This is a genomic window from Tatumella terrea, from assembly GCF_039523755.1.
Classification (GTDB): Bacteria; Pseudomonadota; Gammaproteobacteria; order Enterobacterales; family Enterobacteriaceae; genus Tatumella; species Tatumella terrea.
Window position 1 is genome coordinate 1 of sequence record NZ_BAAAFX010000010.1, and the last position, 21,280, is coordinate 21,280.

At 50.0% G+C, this 21,280-nt stretch carries 17 protein-coding genes; 13 read left to right on the forward strand and 4 right to left on the reverse strand.

Going from position 1 to position 21,280, the window contains the following annotated elements:
* Window positions 1–155: 155 nt before the first annotated feature.
* Entirely contained in the window at window positions 156–323 is a 168-nt protein-coding gene (locus tag ABD035_RS05230) for a hypothetical protein (protein ID WP_212714995.1), read from the reverse strand.
* A 389-nt stretch (window positions 324–712) separates the two neighbouring features.
* Between ABD035_RS05230 and ABD035_RS05235 the strand changes: the two genes are divergently transcribed.
* Window positions 713–1,264: a flavodoxin family protein gene (locus tag ABD035_RS05235; protein WP_212714994.1), complete on the forward strand. Its 552-nt coding sequence runs from the start codon at window positions 713–715 to the stop codon at window positions 1,262–1,264.
* A 115-nt stretch (window positions 1,265–1,379) separates the two neighbouring features.
* On the opposite strand, the gene ABD035_RS05240 is transcribed toward ABD035_RS05235, so the two are convergent.
* Window positions 1,380–2,525, reverse strand: a complete 1,146-nt coding sequence (locus ABD035_RS05240) for a glycerate kinase (protein WP_343868284.1) — start codon at window positions 2,523–2,525, stop codon at window positions 1,380–1,382.
* Window positions 2,526–2,857: 332 nt separating this feature from the next.
* Between ABD035_RS05240 and dgcN the strand changes: the two genes are divergently transcribed.
* The 9 genes from dgcN to ABD035_RS05285 all read left to right on the forward strand — a co-directional run bounded on the left by dgcN (window position 2,858) and on the right by ABD035_RS05285 (window position 13,285).
* Window positions 2,858–3,865: an N-acetyltransferase DgcN gene (gene dgcN, locus ABD035_RS05245; RefSeq protein ID WP_343868286.1), complete on the forward strand. Its 1,008-nt coding sequence runs from the start codon at window positions 2,858–2,860 to the stop codon at window positions 3,863–3,865.
* A gap of 1 nt (window position 3,866) precedes the next feature.
* The gene (dgcA, locus tag ABD035_RS05250; protein WP_343868288.1) at window positions 3,867–4,832 is read left to right on the forward strand and encodes an N-acetyl-D-Glu racemase DgcA; all 966 of its coding nucleotides are present in this window, start codon (window positions 3,867–3,869) and stop codon (window positions 4,830–4,832) included.
* A gap of 17 nt (window positions 4,833–4,849) precedes the next feature.
* Window positions 4,850–6,727: an ABC transporter ATP-binding protein gene (locus ABD035_RS05255; RefSeq protein WP_343868290.1), complete on the forward strand. Its 1,878-nt coding sequence runs from the start codon at window positions 4,850–4,852 to the stop codon at window positions 6,725–6,727.
* Between the two features lie 11 nt (window positions 6,728–6,738).
* The gene (locus ABD035_RS05260; RefSeq protein WP_343868748.1) at window positions 6,739–8,280 is read left to right on the forward strand and encodes a glutathione ABC transporter substrate-binding protein; all 1,542 of its coding nucleotides are present in this window, start codon (window positions 6,739–6,741) and stop codon (window positions 8,278–8,280) included.
* A 54-nt stretch (window positions 8,281–8,334) separates the two neighbouring features.
* Entirely contained in the window at window positions 8,335–9,255 is a 921-nt protein-coding gene (locus ABD035_RS05265; protein WP_343868292.1) for an ABC transporter permease, read from the forward strand.
* A gap of 9 nt (window positions 9,256–9,264) precedes the next feature.
* Entirely contained in the window at window positions 9,265–10,161 is an 897-nt protein-coding gene (locus tag ABD035_RS05270) for an ABC transporter permease subunit (RefSeq protein WP_343868294.1), read from the forward strand.
* A gap of 3 nt (window positions 10,162–10,164) precedes the next feature.
* Window positions 10,165–11,226, forward strand: a complete 1,062-nt coding sequence (locus ABD035_RS05275; protein WP_343868296.1) for a DmpA family aminopeptidase — start codon at window positions 10,165–10,167, stop codon at window positions 11,224–11,226.
* Window positions 11,227–11,250: 24 nt separating this feature from the next.
* Window positions 11,251–12,072, forward strand: coding sequence for a M55 family metallopeptidase (locus ABD035_RS05280; protein WP_343868298.1), 822 nt, complete (start codon window positions 11,251–11,253; stop codon window positions 12,070–12,072).
* A gap of 301 nt (window positions 12,073–12,373) precedes the next feature.
* Window positions 12,374–13,285 carry a LysR family transcriptional regulator gene (locus ABD035_RS05285; protein ID WP_343868300.1) on the forward strand — a complete coding sequence of 304 codons (912 nt, stop codon included), beginning with the start codon at window positions 12,374–12,376 and terminating at the stop codon, window positions 13,283–13,285.
* Between the two features lie 25 nt (window positions 13,286–13,310).
* Here the strand turns inward: ABD035_RS05285 and ABD035_RS05290 are convergent, their stop codons facing one another.
* The gene (locus ABD035_RS05290) at window positions 13,311–14,486 is read right to left on the reverse strand and encodes an MFS transporter (protein WP_343868302.1); all 1,176 of its coding nucleotides are present in this window, start codon (window positions 14,484–14,486) and stop codon (window positions 13,311–13,313) included.
* Between the two features lie 106 nt (window positions 14,487–14,592).
* Between ABD035_RS05290 and ABD035_RS05295 the strand changes: the two genes are divergently transcribed.
* The 3 genes from ABD035_RS05295 to ABD035_RS05305 all read left to right on the forward strand — a co-directional run bounded on the left by ABD035_RS05295 (window position 14,593) and on the right by ABD035_RS05305 (window position 18,105).
* Complete coding sequence (locus ABD035_RS05295) at window positions 14,593–15,378, forward strand: AraC family transcriptional regulator (protein WP_343868304.1); 786 nt, start codon at window positions 14,593–14,595, stop codon at window positions 15,376–15,378.
* Between the two features lie 537 nt (window positions 15,379–15,915).
* The gene (locus ABD035_RS05300; protein ID WP_343868307.1) at window positions 15,916–16,692 is read left to right on the forward strand and encodes a histidine phosphatase family protein; all 777 of its coding nucleotides are present in this window, start codon (window positions 15,916–15,918) and stop codon (window positions 16,690–16,692) included.
* A gap of 75 nt (window positions 16,693–16,767) precedes the next feature.
* Entirely contained in the window at window positions 16,768–18,105 is a 1,338-nt protein-coding gene (locus ABD035_RS05305; protein WP_343868309.1) for an OprD family outer membrane porin, read from the forward strand.
* Window positions 18,106–18,785: 680 nt separating this feature from the next.
* Here ABD035_RS05305 and ggt read toward each other — a convergent pair.
* Window positions 18,786–20,507, reverse strand: coding sequence for a gamma-glutamyltransferase (gene ggt / locus ABD035_RS05310; protein WP_343868750.1), 1,722 nt, complete (start codon window positions 20,505–20,507; stop codon window positions 18,786–18,788).
* Window positions 20,508–21,280: the final 773 nt, after the last annotated feature.

A 21,280-nucleotide genomic window follows, 5' to 3' on the forward strand; every position in this document is an offset into this window, starting at 1 on the left:
TGCAGGAAGGGAAACCTCCGGTGCCGGCGGTGAGAAAAGGCAGAGGCCGCCCTGACGGGCGGCCTTTTACGTTCCGGTGGCACTTATTTACGGCTTATCGCCCGTGCAGATAACACCGGGCTCCACAAAGCTTCAGGAATTTCAGGGGGCCGTGATTAATGCATATTGGCGGCCGGAACGCTTTGCCACTGACAGTTCACGATTTTTCCACTGGCGGAACAATCCCCGGTATGTACCACTTTGGTTTCCGGAGGTTTTTCTTTTTTAGCTGCACAGGCTGTCAGTAACATGACACTGAGCAATAGCAGGCCGAATAAACGCACTTTATAACCTCTCCCTATTTATCTCTTAATATAGTAAACCACTTACGATTTTATGTCCTGTTTGTCTCAGGGATTATGACGACTCATGATTTTCGAGGCTCAGGTTCTACAGGCAGCGGTTTCTCCCTGCCACGGTAAAATTTTCCCGGCAGACAGGGCGTTCTTCCGTGGATGAACAGGCTATCCGAAAGTTACCCTGCAAAGCCATCTTCGGCTCAGCACGATTTCCCCTTTATCCGACCGACCTCTCCGAATTTAGCTGTTATTATTATCAGACAGAATTTCTGGTTCCTGCCAGTGTGTCAGTTATGGAACAAAACACGGGCAGCACTTCCGGGAATTAATTATCTGCCTGCAAATGCTGGCAGCTCATCGAAAGAGAGGTCGATATGTCTGGTATCTATGTAGTGTATTTTTCAGGATATGGCCATACTCAGCGGGTAGCTGAATATGTCGCTGAGGGTGCGCAGGCGAGCCTGATCGCTATCGATAACAACGGTGAAATCACCGAACAGGACTGGGAGCGACTCAATAGTGCCGAAGGCATTATTTTTGGCGCGCCTACGTACATGGGGAATGTTCCCTGGCAGTTTAAAAAGTTTGCCGATGCCAGTTCAAAAGTCTGGTTCTCTCGTCTGTGGCACAATAAAGTCTTCGGTGGATTTACCAACAGTGCAAGCCTGAATGGCGACAAACAAAACACGCTGATCTTTTTCCAGACACTGGCCGCACAGCATGGCGGGATCTGGGTGAGTCTTGGGATCCTGCCATCGAATACTACCGCCGCTACCCGTGAAGATCTGAATAACCTGGGGGGATCTGCCGGCCCGCTGGTACAATCACCGTCAGATGCCGGAGCCGATCTGATCCCCGCCGGTGATTTAGCGACCGCCCGTCAGTATGGCGTCCGTGTTGCTGAGATTACAGCACGTCTGAAATAACGATTCTGATGGACTGCAGAATAGCGTGTCGGTGGAAGAGCCGAGAATTCAGCCGGCTCAGACAGGCTGTTGGTCAAGACCCCGGAGACTCTCCGGGGTATTCTGCTGAGTCGTATTATTGCGCCGCAAGCTTGATTAGCCGGCCAATATTTTTACAGGTTTGAGTGATATTTTCCGCACCCTCGCGGAGCAAACGGGGCAGACTGTCAGCTTGCGGAACAATACTGAATATTGCGCTAATACCTTGCTGATAAAGCGTCTCCGTACCCTCGCCGATACTCCCGGTAATCGCGATCACCGGGATCCCCGCCGCTTTTGCTGCTTTGGCGACACCAAAGGGCGTTTTCCCGAACGCAGTCTGATGATCAATTCGTCCTTCACCAGTGAAGCAATAATCGGCACCGATCAGTTTCTGATCTAAGCGTGAATATTGCCGAACAATGTCGATACCAGGCCGAAGCGTGCACCCGGTAAATGCCAGTAGTCCTGCTCCCAGGCCGCCAGCCGCTCCGGATCCCGGAATGTCAGCAACATTTTTTCCGAGTTGCTGAGAGATAACATCGGCGTAATGTTTCAGACTTTTATCAAGCCGGGTGATCATTTCCGGGGTAGCCCCTTTCTGCGGACCAAAAACGGCAGATGCCCCGGATTCCCCGCAAAGCGGATGAGTCACATCACAGGCTATCTGAATATTGACGGCTGCCAGCCGGGGATCCAGGCCTGAAATATCGATCCTCTTTAAGCGGGAGAGTGCACCGCCCCCTTCAGGCAGGAGGGTATCCTGAGCATCATAGAAGCAGACACCCAATGCTCTTGCCATACCGGCACCGCCATCATTTGTCGCGCTGCCGCCGATACCGAGTATGATTTCGCTGACGCCTTTGTCCAGGCAGGCACGAATCAGTTCACCGGTGCCGTAGGTCGTGGCCGACAGCGGAGACCGGTTTTCACGCCGGGTATGCTGAATACCGCTCGCTGAGGCCATTTCAATGATTGCGGTGCGGCCATTGCCGGTGATGCCGAAACAGGCTTCTACCGGTGTTCCCTGTGGGCCGGTGACGAACAATGGATGGAGTGTCCCGCCGGTCGCATCAATCAGGGATTGCGTGGTCCCTTCGCCCCCGTCCGCCATCGGAACATGAATAAAGGTGGCATCAGGGAAAACAACCTTTAGCCCGCGTTCCATCGCGATACAGACTTCTTTGGCCGTCAGACTTTCTTTGAAAGAGTCCGGCGCTAAAACAAAGGTGTATTTTTTCATAGGCCCACTTTATTCCTTCGCCGGGGATGTAGTTATGAAAATTGTCATCGTCAGTGCTCAGTTGTCTTTATGCACGCACCATAGCCGTGATAGCGAAAGAAGCTATTCCCTTTCCGTTCTGAATAATACGATATCTTGCTGAACAAAAAGAAATTTTTCATGAGCTGACCGGCCGGTATCCTAAATCGTTGCCTGCAACTCTATATTTTATAATAGGTTATATCACCCCATAACCTCAGGTTATACCCCTCCTACAGATAAGCATTTGCCCGGTTCACCGTAACATGGAATTTTTAACTCACTTCTATTGCGCTAAGTGAGATGAAAAGGCCATGAAAATTCCACAACCCTACCTGCTCTTCCTTGGTGATGTTACCGACCCTCTGGCAGCAAAGACAGCAAGAGGCATCCAATGCTGGCGGCCTGAGCAATGTATTGCTGAAATCCGTTTGCCAGGTTGCAGCGTGAGCCTGGGGCTTGCAGAGATGTCAGTAGAGCAGGCAGCCTCGCAGGGAGCAAAAACCCTGGTTCTGGGGACAGCTAACGCTGGCGGATTTTTGCCTGAGCACTGGCTTCCGGTCATCAGAGCTGCGATTGAAGCCGGAATGAATGTCGCCAGCGGGTTACATCAGCGATTAGGTGATGTTCCTGGCCTGACTGAACTGGCAAACCAACATCAGGTTAGTTTATTTGATGTCCGTCATACACAGACAGAACTTACCGTCGGAACGGGTAAAAAGCGTACCGGGAAGCGCGTTCTCACTGTCGGTACGGATTGCTCTGTCGGAAAGATGTATACCTCTCTTGCATTGGAATCGGCTATGCGTGCACAGGGCATGAATGCAGATTTTCGCGCGACCGGTCAAACGGGGATATTTATTGCCGGAGACGGGATCGCCATTGATGCGGTGATCGCCGATTTTATTGCCGGTGCAGCAGAATTACTGTCACCGGCGAATACCGATGATCACTGGGATATTATCGAAGGTCAGGGCTCACTATTTCACCCCGCTTATGCCGGTGTCAGCCTGGGATTACTGCAGGGGGCACAGCCTCATTGGCTGGTGATGTGCCATGAAATGGGACGTACACATATGCGTCATTTGCCTCACATTCCTATGGTCGATCCGGAAGAGTGTCTGGCGGCTAATCTGCAGGCCGGTAAGGTCACAAGTGATAATGTCAGGCTGGCGGGATTCTCAGTGAATACCTCAAATTTTAGTGAACAGGAAGCTAAAGCTTATTTACAAGATCTGAGTCAGCGTTTCGGGGTTCCGGCCACTGATCCGGTACGTTTCGGGATCACTGAGATAGCGGCACTCCTGAAGGAACGAGGCTGAGATGCGCCGGATGCAGATTGAGGTTGTTGATTTACCCCTCGCCCGTCCTTTTGCCATTGCCAGGGGAACAAGGACATCCGTCAGTGTTGTACGCGTCACCCTGGAGGAAGCCGGTATTATCGGGCTGAGTGAATGTACTCCGACATTACGTTACGGAGAGACCGTGGAAAGCGTATGTGCTCAGTTGGCATTACTTAAAGAAGCGGTCTGCCACGGGCTTCAAAGGGAAGAACTGCAACATATTTTACCCGCCGGGTCTGCCAGAAATGCTCTGGATTGCGCTCTGTGGCGTTTACAGGCTGGACTGCAAGGGCTGGACTTGTGGCAATCCCTTCAACAAGTTCCCCCCCGTAAGATAGTGACGGCAGAGACGCTGAGTCTGGACAGTACCACCAATATGGTTGCTGCCGCGGAAGATGCTGTTTCGCGGGGAGCAGTGTTGCTGAAGATAAAGCTGGATCAGGAAAATATTTTACAGAAAGTGGCAGGTATACGTTCAGCGGCCCCGGAGAGCACACTGGTGATTGATGCTAACGAAAGCTGGGAAAACCAGGAGTTATCGTCTCTTTTTACGGCACTAGCAGGTTATCGTATCGCCATGGTTGAACAGCCATTACCTGCAGGTCGGGATGAGATTCTGCGTACCTTACATGCCCCTTTTCCCGTTTGTGCTGATGAAAGCTGCCATACGGCAGAAGATATTGCCAGGCTGGCTGACCGTTATCAGATGATTAATATCAAACTCGATAAATGCGGGGGCCTGACCGAAGCATTTAATATGGTCAGTACGGCACGTGAGCTGCAGATGCGCATTATGGTGGGATGCATGCTGGGATCGTCTCTGGCGATGGAGGCCGCTTTACCTGTCGCGACTGCGGCAGAGTTTGTCGATCTTGACGGGCCTATCTGGCTGGCAGGTGATAGTTCGCCTTTTCTCTCTTATTCCCGGGGCCACATCTGGCTGTGATATTACAAGGAGCTCTCATGACTGATACCAATATTCTTTCTGATAATAATGAGAAGAATAAATCCGATGCAGACCCCGTCTTATCCGTAAAGGGCCTGGATGTCCGGTTTAATAGCAGAAGTGGCACCAGTCATGCTCTGAAAGGGATCTCATTTGATATTTATGCCGGGGAAATTGTTGCGGTAGTGGGTGAAAGTGGATCAGGAAAATCGGTAACTTCATTGGCGGTAATGGGGTTGCTCCCGGAATCTGCCGTTATAGCTGGCGGAGATATGATATATCTTAACCAGCAATCTGCTGAATGCCATCTGTCAGAGATGACTGCTGAGCAACGGCGTCAGTTACGTGGCCAGGATATGGCGATGATTTTTCAGGAACCCATGACCTCCCTGAATCCCGTACTGAAAATAGGCGATCAGCTGACAGAGGCTCTTCAGGATCATCATTTGTGTGGTCGTAAAGAAGCGCTAGGAAAAGCACGGGACCTGCTAACCCGGGTCAGAATTGCAGATGTAGATCGCGTTATGAACAGTTATCCTCATTCCTTATCTGGCGGAATGCGCCAGCGGGTAATGATAGCTCAGGCTCTGATGTGCTCCCCCAGGTTATTAATCGCTGATGAGCCCACCACGGCTCTGGATGTCACGGTCCAGGCCCATATATTGCAGATAATTAAGCAGCTTCAGTCTGAGAATAATATGTCGGTGCTGTTTATTACTCACGATATGGGAGTCGTGGCAGAAATTGCCGATCGTGTCATTGTCATGCTACGGGGTGAAGTTGTCGAGCAGGGGACTGTGGAACAGATTTTCAGCCAGCCCGGACATCCCTATACCCGTGCACTCCTGGCGGCTGTTCCCCGACTTGGCGATATGCATGATAAGGTCTGGCCGGAACGCTTTCCGCAAGTCGGAGAAATGACCACAACTATTTCTGAGCAGCGCACTGCACGTTATGATTCTCCGCCATTACTGGATGTCCGGGGACTGAAAGTCTACTACCCCGTAAGAAGCGGTATCCTCTCTGCCATCACACATAATGTTCATGCTGTCGAACAGATTGACTTCTCTCTCTGGCCAGGGGAAACACTGGCGATCGTTGGCGAAAGTGGGTGTGGTAAGTCAACGACGGGACGGGCCTTGATGCGCCTGTTGAAAAGTGAGGCGGAAAGTATTTTTTTTCGCGGGAAAGAGATCTCTGACTTAACGGATTCCGCTTTTCAGCCTATGCGTCGCGAAATACAAATGGTCTTCCAGGATCCTTATGCCTCACTCAATCCCCGTCTGACTGTGGGGTTCACTATCGCAGAACCTTTACTTTTACATGGGCTGGCGAAATCACTGGCAGATGCGACACCGCAGGTTCATGCCTTACTGGAAAGTGTCGGTTTGAAGCCTGAGTATGCCAGCCGTTATCCGCACGAGTTTTCCGGAGGTCAGCGTCAACGGATTGCCATAGCCCGTGCGATGGCACTCAAACCGGAAGTGATTATTGCGGATGAAGCGGTATCAGCTCTGGATGTGTCAGTCCAGGCACAAGTGATTAATCTGATGATGGACTTGCAACAAAAAACCGGGGTGTCATGGATTTTTATTTCTCATGATATGGCTGTAGTTGAGCGTATTGCTAACCGGGTTGCGGTGATGTATCTCGGGCAGATCGTTGAAATAGGACCACGGCAGGCCGTTTTTAATCAGCCATCTCATCCGTATACCCGACGTCTTCTGACGTCGGTTCCGGTTGCAGACCCGGCAAACCGGCCGTTGCGCAGTTTTGATGACAGTGAAATTCCTTCCCCTCTTCGTAAAGCCGGTATCAGCATACCGAAAACAAAATATCGTCAGGCAGGTCCGGATCATTGGGTAGCAGATAGCCTTTTTCCTCTAACACAATAATGGCAGGAGATATTATGACACTGTTTCGCCGCAGCTCACTCGCACTAGGATTATCACTGTTTATGGCCGGGGCTGTCTATGCCCAGGATTTACATATATCGATGTACGCCGATATTACAGGAATGGATCCGCAGGACACTTCAGATAATATAAGTTACTCGGTGCAGAGCGGGGTATTCGAACGGTTATTTCAGTTTGATCCTGCCATGAAGCTCATCCCCTGGCTGGCGACCGGTTATACCAGTAATGCTGATGCAACAGAATTTGTCCTGACATTACGCAAAGGCGTTACTTTTCAGGATGGTACTCCCTTTGATGCGCAGGCAGTCAAAGTTAACCTCGATCGGCTGGCAGATCAAAAGAAAGGACTGAAGCGTAACAGTCTTTATAACATGATCAGCTCAGTTACTGTGATCGCTCCGGATCAGGTGAAGATTGATCTTAACCGGCCCTTTGGGGCATTTATTAATACCCTTGCACATCCTTCAGCTGTCATGTGGAGCCCGGCTGTCCTGAACAAGTATCCTTCAGAAACCGAACTGCGTTTACATCCGGTGGGTACGGGACCTTTTACGTTTGTTGACTGGCAACCAGGTAAAGAGGTTCACCTGGAGAAATATGCGGGTTACTGGGATAAAGGGTGGCCGAAGGTAGACAATGTGTACTTTTCCCCCAGTCCGGAAGATGCTACCCGTGTTGCTGAATTAAAATCAGGGCAAGTTGATGCAATTTATCCATTACCTTCTGATTTGGCCGTCAGCTTAAAAGATGATAGTAAGCTCGATATCCAGCGTGATCCCAGTATTTACATGTATTACATGGCAGTGAATAACCAGCATAAACCACTGGGAGATGTCCGTGTTCGTCAGGCGTTGAACTATGCGATAGACCGTGAAATTTGGTTAAAGGTTGCTTTTGCTGGCATGGGAACTCCGGCAACATCTGCGATGCCTGTGGGAGTTCAGTTTTATCAGAAACAGACAGATCCGAAATATTCTTATGATCCTGCAAAAGCTAAAGCCTTACTGGCAGCAGCAGGCTATCCCCGGGGACTTGATCTTAAACTCTGGTGCACTAATACCACCTCTGCGGTCAGGGCTGCTCAGTTTCTGAAAGCTCAGTTGGCAGCTTCAGGTATCAGACTGACCATCACCCCGATGGACTCCGGTATGCGGGATGCAAAATTATGGGGTGTTACTCAGCCAGCAAAAGCAGGATTTGACTTGTATTACGGTGGCTGGTCTACCTCGACGGGAGATGCCGACTGGGCTCTGCGTCCACTTTATGCGACCCAATCCTGGGTGCCTGTATCTTATAACGTTTCCTATTACAGCAATCCGGCCGTGGATAAAGCAATCAATGAAGGGCTGGCAACAGCAGATCCAGCTAAACGAGCGGCCGCGTATGCCGATGCACAGAAAATATTATGGAAAGATGCTCCGGTAACTTTCCTCGGTACCCCGGATAATCTGGTCGGGAAACGTAAAAATCTCAGTGGTGTTTCTATGCTCCCGGATGGAAATCTGCTGTTTACTCACGCGCAATTCCATTAAGCCATTTAAGCCTCCGGTAATTCATACCGGAGGCCTGAACAACAGGATAGCACCATGGTGACTTACATTATCCGACGCCTTCTGGAAATGATTCCTGTTCTGCTGGTGGTGTCATTACTGGTCTTCGGTTTCATTAAACTTTTACCTGGCGACCCAGCCAGAATTTATGCCGGACCGGATGCAACACAGACAGCCATTGAGGCAGCAAGGATTCATCTTGGGTTAAATAATCCGCTACCCCAGCAATATTTTCACTGGCTTAACGGCGTATTGCACGGTGATTTAGGTGTCACTTATCGAACGCAGCAGCCCGTCCTTGATGTTATCAAAAAGGGATTCATGCCAACGTTCTGGCTGGCCCTGGCCGGCTTTACCTGGTCTGTATTACTGGGATTATTTGTGGGTGTTCTGTCAGCCTTAAAACGGGGCAAATGGCTGGACTGGTGTTTGATGAGCGGCGCGGTGGGAGGTATTTCTATGCCACCTTTCTGGCTGGGGTTATTACTGATTCAGTTCGTCGCGATGCCCTTTGGAATTTTTTCGGTAGGCGGATTCACTCATTTGTCTGACATTGTATTACCGGCGATCACTCTTGGCTCTTCTGTCGCTGCTGTTATGGCGAGGTTTACCCGTTCCTCTTTTTTAGAAGTTGCTCAGGAAGATTATGTCCGTACCGCACGCGCTAAGGGACTTCGGCAATCTCTGATTGTCTGGAAACATGTGATGCGCAATGCCTTAATTCCGGTGATTACCATGCTGGGTCTGCAGTTTGGATTTCTGTTGGGTGGCTCAATTGTGGTTGAAAGTGTTTTCAACTGGCCGGGGCTGGGATGGTTACTGATTGAATCTATCAAGACACAGGATCAGCCTGTTATCCAGGCATTGGTTATGTTGTTTGTCTTCGAGTTTATTTTCATTAATTTGCTGGTAGACCTGTTATACGCAGTCGTTAACCCGGCTATTCGCCTGAGATAGGAGTCTGTGATGAGTCAGTCAAGTGAATCTCTGGCCCGGAATGTTGTGGCCGAAACAACATTACGTTCTCCTTTACTGGATTTCTGGCAAACTTTTATTCGCAATCCCCTGGCAATAGTTTCCGGGAGCGTGGTTCTGTTATTAATCCTCATCGCCGTATTTGCACCCTGGATTGCACCCTATAATCCAATGACACCGGACTGGATGGCACTCTCTTCTCCCCCTTCGGCAGCGCACTGGATGGGGACTGATGATCTTGGACGTGATGTGATGAGCCGGATTATCTACGGAGCGCGTATATCCCTCTATATCGGTATCGTTTCAGTCACTATGGGAATGATCGTCGGTATTTTCCTGGGACTTCTGGCCGGATATTACGGTCGCTGGATAGATATGTTGATCATGCGGGGCTCGGATGTGCTATTTGCCTTTCCCGGAATGTTACTGGCGATCGCTGTCGTTGCTATCCTGGGGCCCGGGCTGAACAATGTTATTATTGCCGTAGCAGTGTTTAGTATTCCGGTGTTTGCCCGGATCGTGCGAGCCTCGGTCCTGTCATTAAAACAATCGGCTTATGTTGAAGCCGTGCGCTGTGCCGGGGCCGGTGACAGAGTGATTTTGTTGCGTCATATTTTGCCGGGCACTCTGCCGGGGGTCATTGTTTATTTTACCATGCGTATTGGAACCAGCATTCTGACAGCGGCCGGGCTTAGTTTTATTGGTCTAGGCCCGGAGCCGGATGTCCCTGAATGGGGCAATATTTTGGCGATGAGTCGTAATATGATGATGGCGGGTTACTGGCATGTCAGCGTATTTCCTGGTCTTGCTATCTTCCTGACGGTACTAGCATTTAATCTGTTAGGGGATGCATTACGCGATACCCTTGACCCCAAAATGAAACAGTAAATTATGGTTGCAGATATCCATCAACAACAACAACGATTACTCTTACAGCACTGGCGCGAAACCCGTAGCCTTATGTCTCCACGTTTTCCCTGCGGTCGGCATAATTTACTGAGTGATGTGCCCGGTGTGCGGGTTGGCCACAGTACCCTGGCTGACGGAGCACGCCAGACAGGGGTTACAGCGATCCTACCGCCCGGAGATAATTTATTCCTGCAACCTCTGCCTTGTGGTGTGGCCGTGCTTAACGGTTTTGCGAAACCGGCAGGACTCATTCAGATCGAAGAACTGGGAGAGCTGCAGACGCCCATACTGCTCAGTAATACTTTTGCCGTAGGGACCCTCTTTACCAGCCTGGTTAGTGAGACGATTAGGCGTAACCCACAATTGGGGCGTGAACTCCCGACAGTAAATCCTCTGGTACTGGAATGTAACGATGGCTGGCTGAATGATATCCAGGCATTAGCGGTCACCGGTGATATGGCTTGTGAAGCGCTTTCATCTGCCAGTGAGAATTTCAGCCGTGGAAGTATCGGGGCGGGTCGCGGTATGAGTTGTTTTTCACTGAAAGGGGGGATCGGTAGTGCTTCGCGGGAAATACCTGCTTTTAATGCAACTCTGGGCGTATTGGTATTGGCTAATTATGGAACACTTGAGGCATTAACTTTGCAAGGTGTCCGGATGGGGGAGCTAATTTCACCTCTGCTTCCCGGGCTAATACCTCAGCAGGATGCAGGTTCAATCATTATTATTATGGCGACAGACGCACCTGTCGATGCCCGCCAGTTGAAGCGTATTGCCCGTCGCGCCGGTGCCGGATTAGGTCGTACCGGGAGTTACTGGGGACATGGCTCCGGGGACATTGCTGTGGCTTTTTCCACTCAGCGATTATCTCTGCCTGTGGAGGATGCTCAGCTGGAACCTTTACTGGCTGCAGCCGCTGATGCCACTGAGCACGCTGTACTCGATGCGTTATTATCGGCACAAGCAGTGACGGGGTTTCGTGGTCATCATCGGGCGGCATTGACAGATGTTCTGGATTTGCTGGCATCAGCAGATTCTGTTTAATTAATCACAGACAGGATACAGGCAATGAAAATCTTTATTTCAGCCGATATTGAAGGCGTTGCCGGGGTAATGAGACCGGAACAGTGTTCTCCGGGGCATGCTGAATATCAAATGGCCAGAGGATTAATGGAGCAGGAAGTGAATGCTGCTATTGATGGAGCCTTCAGTGGAGGCGCGACGGAAGTTGTTGTTGCTGACAGCCACGCACAGATGACGAATCTTCGGGCCGAAAATATGGATCCCCGCGCTCGTCTGGTCCAGGGAAAGCCCCGGGCATTTTCTATGATTGAAGGTCTGGAGCAGCAACATTTTGATGGAATAATGTGTATTGGGTTTCATACCGCCGCCGGTGAAAAAGGCGTACTTGCTCATACTATTAATAGCAGAGCCTTCTGGCGAGTGATCATTAATGGACAGGTGATGGGAGAGGTCGATATTTATGCAGCTGCTGCCGCTAAAATGAATACACCGTTGCTGCTGGTCAGCGGAGATGACCACCTGCAACGCTGGATTTCTGAATATTATCCGCAAGCAGTCTATGCGCGTGTAAAGCGAGCAATAGCGAATACCGCGGCTGAATCACTCAGCCCGGCAGCTGCCAGAGAATGTATCTCCGCAGCGGCCATGCAAGCCGTCAGGCATTGTCCGCAGGCTGCAGCACCGCGTATCACTTCACCTTACCGGCTGGAGCTGAACGTTACCCGTCCTGTACTGGCAGATGTTTACAGCCTGATCCCCGGGGTCATTCGTGAAGATGGTGTCACTGTCAGCTACCAGGCGACTTCGATGAAGCAGCTTATCAGCCTGCTGAGTACGTTTTCTTATCTGGCTGCCACACAGAGCTAAGTCTCATTTTCTGCAGTGCCACTGAATAACAGACGCTCCGTAAAGAGCGTCAATTCTGTATATCATCCCAAGGTTCCCTTTTATGGTGCAATACCGTTGGAAGGATAGATCACATTGTCGATAATGGGTCAGTGAGTTTTCATTTAGTGTGTTTGTAACATCATGATACTGCCGTTTTTCAGGCACAACCCGAAATATTATAGGAACAGTGGATGAATATTGAATAATGGCGCATAAATTGCTTCATTTTATAGCGATACCGGATTTTCCGGAACAGGACGTCGTAGGGAGCAATATCGTTATGAAATTACGCCATATTGAGATAGTTCATGCCATTGTTCAGGCCGGTTCCATTAGCGGAGCGGCCAGGCTGCTGAATGCCTCTCAACCGAATATCAGCAGGGTATTGAATTATGCTGAGCAGCAGCTGGGTTTTCCGTTATTTGAGCGTCGGAATCAGGGAATGTTTCTGACATCGGAAGGCCAGCAATTACTACCTGATATTACCGGGATATACGATAAATTGTCCCTGCTATCTCGTAAGGCCGCTCAACTTAAAACGTCCGGTGATACGGTTCGTGTCGGAGCGGCGCATGCTTTCGGGCAAATCATCATGGCACCGGCATTAGTAGAATATCGTAGTCAGCATCCCTCGGGAGAAGTTGAATTGGCTACCGGGCATTTCGATGGCCTGTGCCAGGATTTACTGGCAGGTAAAATTGATTTTGCACTAACTTTTGGTCAGCAGGTTGATCACCGGCTATTGGCTGAGCCACTTTTCCAGTCTTCTTTAGTGGCTGTGTTACCAAAAAATCATCATCGGTCGGGTACTATCAGTCTGGAGTGGTTATCACAGAATAATTTACTGATGATGCAAAAGGAGGACCCGTTAGGAAAGGTTCTGCATCGGGCTTTATTACGTCATGCGCTCTGCCCCCGCAATGCATTATTTATTAAAACATATTCTGTTATTGCTGATCTGGTTCTGGCGGGTGGTGGTGTCGGCATTGTTGACCTATTCACTGCCTGGCGCTACTCCGATCAGGTAAAAATATTGCCGGTCGCTGAACCTCTGCCTTTTGAAGTAATGTTTGTCAGTCAGAGGGGAATACCCCAGTCTCGTGCAACGCTGGCTTTCAAGCAGATCATTCGCGGAAAATTACGTGAGATTGCCGTAGAGTATCAGCAACAGTTCTTACAATCTGCAGCCTGATATTGTGGGCTGCAGATTGCCGGATTTATGACTCACTGGCTGGCAGTTGAGCCGTTTGTGAGGCATGATAGCCGAAGACCGCCATCAGCAGAGAGCACGCCAAAAGCACCAGTAACGGGCCATTCCAGTGGCCGGAAAGATCATGAAACTGCCCCAGTAATGGCGGCCCGCAAGCTGCCAGCAGGTAGCCCACACATTGTGCCATTCCGGAGAGCGCTGAAGCCTGTAACACTGACCCCGATCGCAGGCTGATAAATGTGAGTCCCAGAATAATAATGGCCCCGCAACTGAAGCCAAACAGAGAGACCCAAAGCGCCGAAAATACAGGCCAGCACAGTAAACCCACCAGACTCAGAGTGCAAAGCAGAACCATGAATAAAGTGAGTCCTTGCTGCCCTTTCAGGGTCCGGAGAACGTACCCCGCCAGCAGCCCGGGCAGTGCAGATGCCAGCTGCATAAGTCCATGCAGAGAACCGGCCTGTTCGTTGCTATAGCCTTGTGACGTCAGGATAGCGGGTAACCAGCTGACAATGACATAATAAATCAGCGAGTTCGTACCAAGAAACAGGGTGACATGCCATGCAAGCGGGCTTCGCCAGAGGTAGCGATGACTCTGCGCCTCCCCCGGGGGCAGGTATCGATCCGGACTCTGGTGGATCTGTGGTATCCAGGCCAGTAACGCAACCAGCGGAAAAAGGCCGAGTGCCAGTAATGCCCATCGCCAGCTATGCAGGGTCTGCGCTAATGGCACCATCAATGCTGAGCCAGCGGCTGCACAGAGTCCCATGACCAGAGAGTATTTACCGATGGTATCACCAACGTGTTCAGGAAAATGCCGTTTGACCAACGCGGGCAATAGCACATTTCCCAGTGCAATACCGCAACCGATAATCACGGTTCCCTGATAGAGTGCTGAAGTATTGCCTGCTGAGCGATAGATAATTCCGACGCAGAGGATCAGCAAGGCCATAAACAGCACCCGTTCGGCCCCGTAACGTTTTGCCAGCCCGGCACTGAGAGGCGATATTGCGGCAAAGGCCAGCAAGGGTAATGTCGTCAGACTGCCAATACTGACATCACTGAGAGAAAAGTTCTGTGCAATATCGTGTAATAGCGGTGAGACACCGGTAAAAGTGACCCGCAGACAGCCTGCAATCAGGAAGATACCCGCCAGCAGGCAGGACGAACGCGTGAGTTTCAAAAAAATAGCCTTTCATTCAGAGAAGATGAACCGGAATAATAGCGATTGCTGCACCGGGAAGAATCAGGCTAAATTGACATTTAATCACTGTATTCGGACATTTTTCATGAGCGACCATCAACTGCTGCTCGAAGGCTATCACCCGGATAGCGACACGGCCCTTGCCAGCGCTTTCCTGATAGCAGGTTCGGATAATCAGTGTGAGTCTCCCCGGCATCGCCATCGTAAAGGACAATTAATTCTGGCTATTCACGGCGGTGTAACCTGTAAGGTGATGGATGCGTTATGGATCGTACCGAAAAACTGTGCTTTGTGGGTTCCCGGCGGCAGGGATCATTCAAACCATGTCACGCCGAATGCACGTCTGTGTTTCCTGTTTATTGAACCGGGAGCGGCGGAAATGCCGGACTTTTGCTGCACTCTGGCATTGCCTGCACTGGTTCGGGAATTGATACTCCATTTAGCCACCCTGCCACAGGGTAATGATAGCCCTGTGCGACAGCGATTAATTCAGGTACTTTTCGATCAGCTGCCCAGGAAGCCCGATAGTCAGTATTACCTGCCTTATCCGGAAGATAAACGATTACGACGGATGATTGATTACATGCGGGAAAACCCTGCCGATATGCTACTTCAGTATGACTGGGCGAAAACATTGGCGATGAGTGAACGAAATCTTTCACGCCTCATCCTGCGTGAAACCGGAATGAATTTCCGGCGTTGGAAACAACAACTGCAATTCATTCTTGCGATAGAAGCTCTGTCCGGCGGAGCCAGTGTCCAGCAAACTGCCCTCCTGCTGGGATATGATTCAGCCAGTGCGTTTATCAATATGTTTAAGCGAGCGTTGGGAAAAACCCCGGGCCACTGGTCGGGAGCCTTTACCCGGTAGCAGGAAAGAGGTATTCCTGTCCGGAGTTCTTCCGGATGTAAAACGGCTATCGGCCTGATACAGAAGGTCAACACATGAAGCCTCTTCATTCCCAAACTTACGTTTTCTGTGAAGGGAGTCTTCCGTTCACGCGCAAAGACGTTATTTCTGTCACTTTTTACCCGTTAAAATAATTATTATTATCCGGGGCAGAATAATATCTTCGGAATAACCCAAAAGTGCAGCCTTAGGAAGTCATTGTTCTATTATTGACATTACTTACAGGATAGGCTGACTGTAAATAATATTTATTACCTATATAAAGTCTGTTGTTAATATTATCGGGTAACTTACCCGGTTTAATATATCGGTTATTGTGTTTTTCGTGTTGTGCTTTGTGAAGGATGCGATATTTTTTTTGAGTTTACTCACAGAGTGATAAATAAATCGTTATTCTGTGGCTTTTTTTGTTTATATTTTCAGATGGAAGACGATTGGTTTTTTGATTTTATGATTAAAATTTTCGCATGGATAAGAAACTGATTAAAAGGAATTATAATGAGCCGATATCTGTTATTGATTGTTCTGATGTTCAATGTGCTGCCCGGCATTGCTTCTTCGGGAAGTTCATCCGGCGTGATCACGCTCTATTTTGCCCGTCACGGTGAAACCTTACTGAATACCTTAGACCATGTTCAGGGGTGGGCGGACTCGCCTCTGACGGAGGAAGGGCAGCTTATCGCGCGCTATCTGGGCGCAGGTCTTAAAGCGATCCCTTTTGATAGCGTCTATTCCGGGGATAGCGGACGTCAGCGTAGTACGCTTGACATTATCCTGCAGGCGTCCGGGAAACCCCGGCTGACGCCTGCGGAATTACCAGGATTACGTGAGTCGTTTTTCGGAAGCTATGAAGGATTACGTAACGAAGAGATGAGGGATGCAAGCGCACGGGTTCTGGGCCTGCGCGATAGTCAGGCATTGATGCAGGAAATGGTAAAGGGAAATCTGTCGATTAAACAGTTACAGAATGCCATCGCGGCCGCAGACCCTGAAGCGCTGGCCGAAAATTATCAGCAGGTGAAGGCCCGTACCCACGACGCTGTCAAGCGCATTGTATCGGCAGCTCTGCAGAAGCATGAGAAAAATATTCTTATTGTTACCTCGGGTATGACGATCATGAATTTAGTTTATGAACTGACTGATAAACCATTAGCAATAAAGCCTCTCGCCAATGCTGCTGTGGTAAAAATAAGTTATCAGAACGGGCAATACCGGGTCCTTGATACAGGAACATCGAAGTATATTGAGGCCGGAAAAAAACTATTATCAGACTGATCATCGATGATTGTTACCAGCGAAATGGAATTTCGTCGGTGAAAAAAGGATGCCCCTAATGAGGGGGGAGGAGATATGGATATCAGATACGGACTGCTGGTGGTTATTTTTCCACTGGTTGCACAGGCAACGGACATTGCTTTACAGACTGAAGGTGGGGGTGGAGGAAATTTATCCCCCATAGGCTCTTTTTTTAAACAATCAGAGATTGATATTTCATTAAAGAACTACTGGAAAGCGCTTAATGAAGAGGAAAGCGGGGAGAAAAGGATCCACAACGCCTGGGGACAGGGGGCCACGGTTGCCTTTCACTCAGGAGATATTGCGGGGATATTTGGTGTTGATGCGACCTGGAATTATGTGATTAAACTGGGTGCCACAGATTACTTTAATTCCCGTGGCGTGCTTTATAGTAGTGGCCCGGAAAGTAAGAAAAGTAATGCTGCAGGGTTTAATAAATTTGGTCAGCGCAACCTCAGGATGCAGTACATCGAAGGTGATAGCAGTGCGAAAGTCCGATGGGGATGGCTGCCCCTGAAGGATATCGGGGTAATCTCTGACTCTTCCAGATTATCAGTGACGACCTATTTCGGCTGGTACAGTCGGCTGGCATTCGGCAAGTTTTCACTTCAGGGTGCCAGAGTCACCAAATCAATGAGCCGGAGTTCGCCTGACAGTGAGCACTTTTTAACTAATGACAAAAAAACGATACGCGCATTAAGCAGTCTTGATCTCCGGTGGAACGGAGCAGCGGGAGAGATCAGATACGCGCTGGGAGAAAGTAGTGATTATCTCTCCCGGCATATTTTTCAGGCCAGTATTAAGCCCACCCCCATGCTGACCCTGAAAAGCCAGGTCTACCTCACCAGGGCATTAAGCCATTACCGTGAAATGCCGGAGACACGGAAAGACTTTGATCGCAGAGCTCAGCATTTTACGATCGAAGCCCGTTCCACTTCGCCTCTCTGGCAGACCCGCTGGGCAGCCAGTTATACCCGGGCGGCTAAAAAGTCAGGGGTAGGGACCTATCCGTTCCATATGAGTAAGAATTCACGGGGTACGTTCAACGGAATGGCGAAAGCAGGTAATGATTATAACAGGGACAGAGAAGCGGTCCTCTCCGGTCTGGTGGGGTACCAGTTAACGCCGGCACTAACCGCAGGAATTACCGGGAGTATTGGCCGCTTCAGCTATCAATCAGTACCGGTGGTGACCGGAGAAATTAATGCCTTTACCCGCTGGGTTATGCACCAGCCATCGTCAAAGGTACTGTCGTTGTTAGCTATGGTGGGGCCAGGGTGGTCATATCAGGCCCTGAACGGAAAAACACCGAAACTGGTGGCCGGGCACCCTATACGGGCAAAGAGCTTCGCTTCTGAAGTTATCCTGGAATATAAATTTAAAGGGTTATGATACCCACTTACCGGGATAGATCCGTGGGGTCATACCATTACAACGGGAAGATATCAGCACCGTGATTTCCCGGTCCGGTGTGCTGCGGTAGCATCCTGCGTTATCTGGCGGATGCGGCAGGGCACAGGTTCAGAAAGCCGGAGATAGTGTTTATTTCTGTTACCGGTGTTAGCGGGCGTTCGGTTAATAAGTGTGATACCTGAAGCGATCGTCAAAGTATCTCAGAGCAGGTGAAAGATCTGATATCACGATAACCGGAAGATCATACAGATCCGATCCCGTGCGGGTATTTTCGTCATAATGCATTTTCTGATCGTCATTGCGCACAGGGATTAAGAAAATAAACACTATTCCTGTTCCCGGAAGGTATTAAGCTGCCTGACTGCCTGACTGCCTGACTGCCTGACTGCCTGACTGCCTGACTGCCTGACTGCCTGACTGCCTGACTGCCTGACTGCCTGACTGCCTGACTGCCAGTATCGCTTATCGCTTTTATTTATTCACTGGCAGGGTAACGTAATACCAACCCCCTGAGTGATTATCGCAGGCCTGTGCGGCAGACCCGAAAGGGCAGAGGCTGATATCCATTAAAAAGGGAAACCCGGCATTCCGGGTTTCCCTTTCAGTATGCCTTCGGAACGGATATCCGAAAGGCAACTTAACGAACGATAATAACCGTATTAGTAACCGCGTGCCGAGCCTGCAGGACGGCGTACGTCGTTAGCACCATACAGATACCCTTCCCTGACTTTACCTGAGACGGCGCCGTCATTACCGGAACTGGAAGCCGATGTAACGCCGGCCGCACCCGGCAGGCCGACCATAATCAGTTCTGCCGCACCCCACGGGGTCTGCTCAACCATCTTATAGCCCATATTTTTCAGGATAGTTAAGGTATCCGGAGACAAGCCACCTTTTTCATAATAAACCACATCCGGCATCCATTGCTGGTGGATACGGGGTGCATTCACGGCTTCCTGCGGCTCCATACCGAAGTCAATAATATTCAGCGCGGTTTCCAGAGTGATCGTAATGATCCTTGAGCCACCCGGTGATCCCAGTACCAGGAAGATCTTGCCATCTTTGGTGACCAGTGTCGGGCTCATTGAAGATAATGGACGTTTACCTGGCGCAATACTGTTTGCGGTTCCCTGCACCAGACCATAAAGATTCTTAGCCCCGACTTTGGTGGTGAAATCATCCATCTCATCATTCATCAGTACGCCAGTACCCGGAGCCATGACAACGGCACCAAACCGGCCGTTAATGGTATAGGTCGTGGAAACGGCATTCCCTTCACTGTCGACAATAGAGTAGTGGGTGGTTTCCGGTTTTTCACCGCTGACAATGCCCGGTTTCACCTGATCGGAAGGGGTCGCTTTATCTGCCTGAATTTTGCTGCGCAGAGTGGCCGCATATTTCTTATCCAGTAATTTATCGACCGGATTATGCACAAATGCCGGATCACCCAGATAGGTATTACGATCGGCATAGCTTAAGCGCATAGCTTCTGCCAGTGTATGGACCATCGCCGCAGAACCAAAGCCCATTGATTTCAGGTCAAACCCTTCAAGAATATTGAGTGTTTCACAGAGAGTGACCCCGCCGGAACTCGGTGGTGGCGCCGAGACGAAGGTATAGCCACGATAGGTACAGGTCAGCGGAGCCATTTCAGTGATGTGATAGGCAGAGAAGTCCGCGGCATCAATCACACCACCTCCTTTCGCCGAAGCCTTTGCCACGGCGGCAGGGAAGGTACCTTTGTAAAACGCTGACGGACCTTCACGGGAGATCCTTTCCAGTGTTTTCGCAAGATCCGTCTGCCGCAGTCTGTCGCCTGGCTGTAAAGGCGTTCCGTCCGGGCGCAGGAAGATTTTTGCAACAGCCGGGTCCTGTCTGAAGCGGGCAACGGTCGTGTCCAGAATATCGGTATCGGCACGTGTCAGAATATAGCCTTCCCGCGCCAGTTTGATGGCCGGAGCCATATCCTGCGCCCGGCTGAGTTTACCGTACTCTTTACGTGCGGTTTCCATTCCCATCACTGTGCCGGGAACCCCGGAGGCTTTCCAGCCGTAAAGGCTTGCGCCAGAGATCAGGTTACCGTCGGCAGCAAGGTACATGTTTGCGCTGGCACCGGCCGGTGCCATTTCACGAAAATTAATGAATGTATCCTTGCCGTTGGCCAGATGGATAGTCATAAAACCCCCTCCGCCAATATTACCGCAGCAGGGATTAACGACCGCTTCGGCATAACCGACAGCAACGGCGGCATCAATAGCATTTCCGCCCTGTCTGAGGATATTCACCCCGATCTGTGTTGCCAGGTCCTGTGAAGTGACGACCATCCCATGCTTTGCTTCGACCGCCGGCGCTGACGCCGCCATGGCAAAGTGTGAACCCATCGAGCAGCAGAGTACGAACGTTGAGAGCGTAACTTTCCTTAACATAGAGATATCCCGCTTTAATTATGATTATCATTCCGTATCAACATAACCTGCCACCACACTGAAGTCAGTATTGAGGATAAATCTGTATGAAAAACAGAAGATTGAATAAGTGGCAGGCTGAAATACATCGAATAATCCGGTGGAATATTCTGTAGGACGAAATTATCTGTTTCTCAGAATGACCGGCTGGTTAATACGCCTTTTTTCAGTGAATATTCAGGAATATTACTTTTCATTCGGGGATATCTGTCAGTAATTTATTTTTTTATCAGGCGAATATCCGGAAGGAGATATTTTTCATTGTCCCTGTCAGGCAGGAAATATCCTGTAAAAGATGGATAACTGCAGGGGCTTCGGATCAACAGGGGAAATCTGCGAATGATATCATCGGTCATTATTCCTGAGACCCGCAGCAGGAAGTCCCGGCATTCTGCGCCAGGGTCCGGCAGAAAGCCCTGAATTATCCGTTATCGTTGCATTCTGCGTGAATCGAAGAACAGCAGGAGCAGGAACGGTCATCGGGCTTCGGTACCGCGCTGCTGTCCGGTCTTCCCGGAAAGGGCTGGCACGGATAATTTTTTAAAAATAAGAAAAAAGTATCTAAGCCAGAGTGAGGGTGTTTCGGGATCAATGGCACTTTCGTTATTTCCGGTTTTCAGGCGCGGCGGGGCTCTGCGATCGGTTTTATATGCGCTAAGTAAAACTTCGGATGACGGCCTCTGACGGAT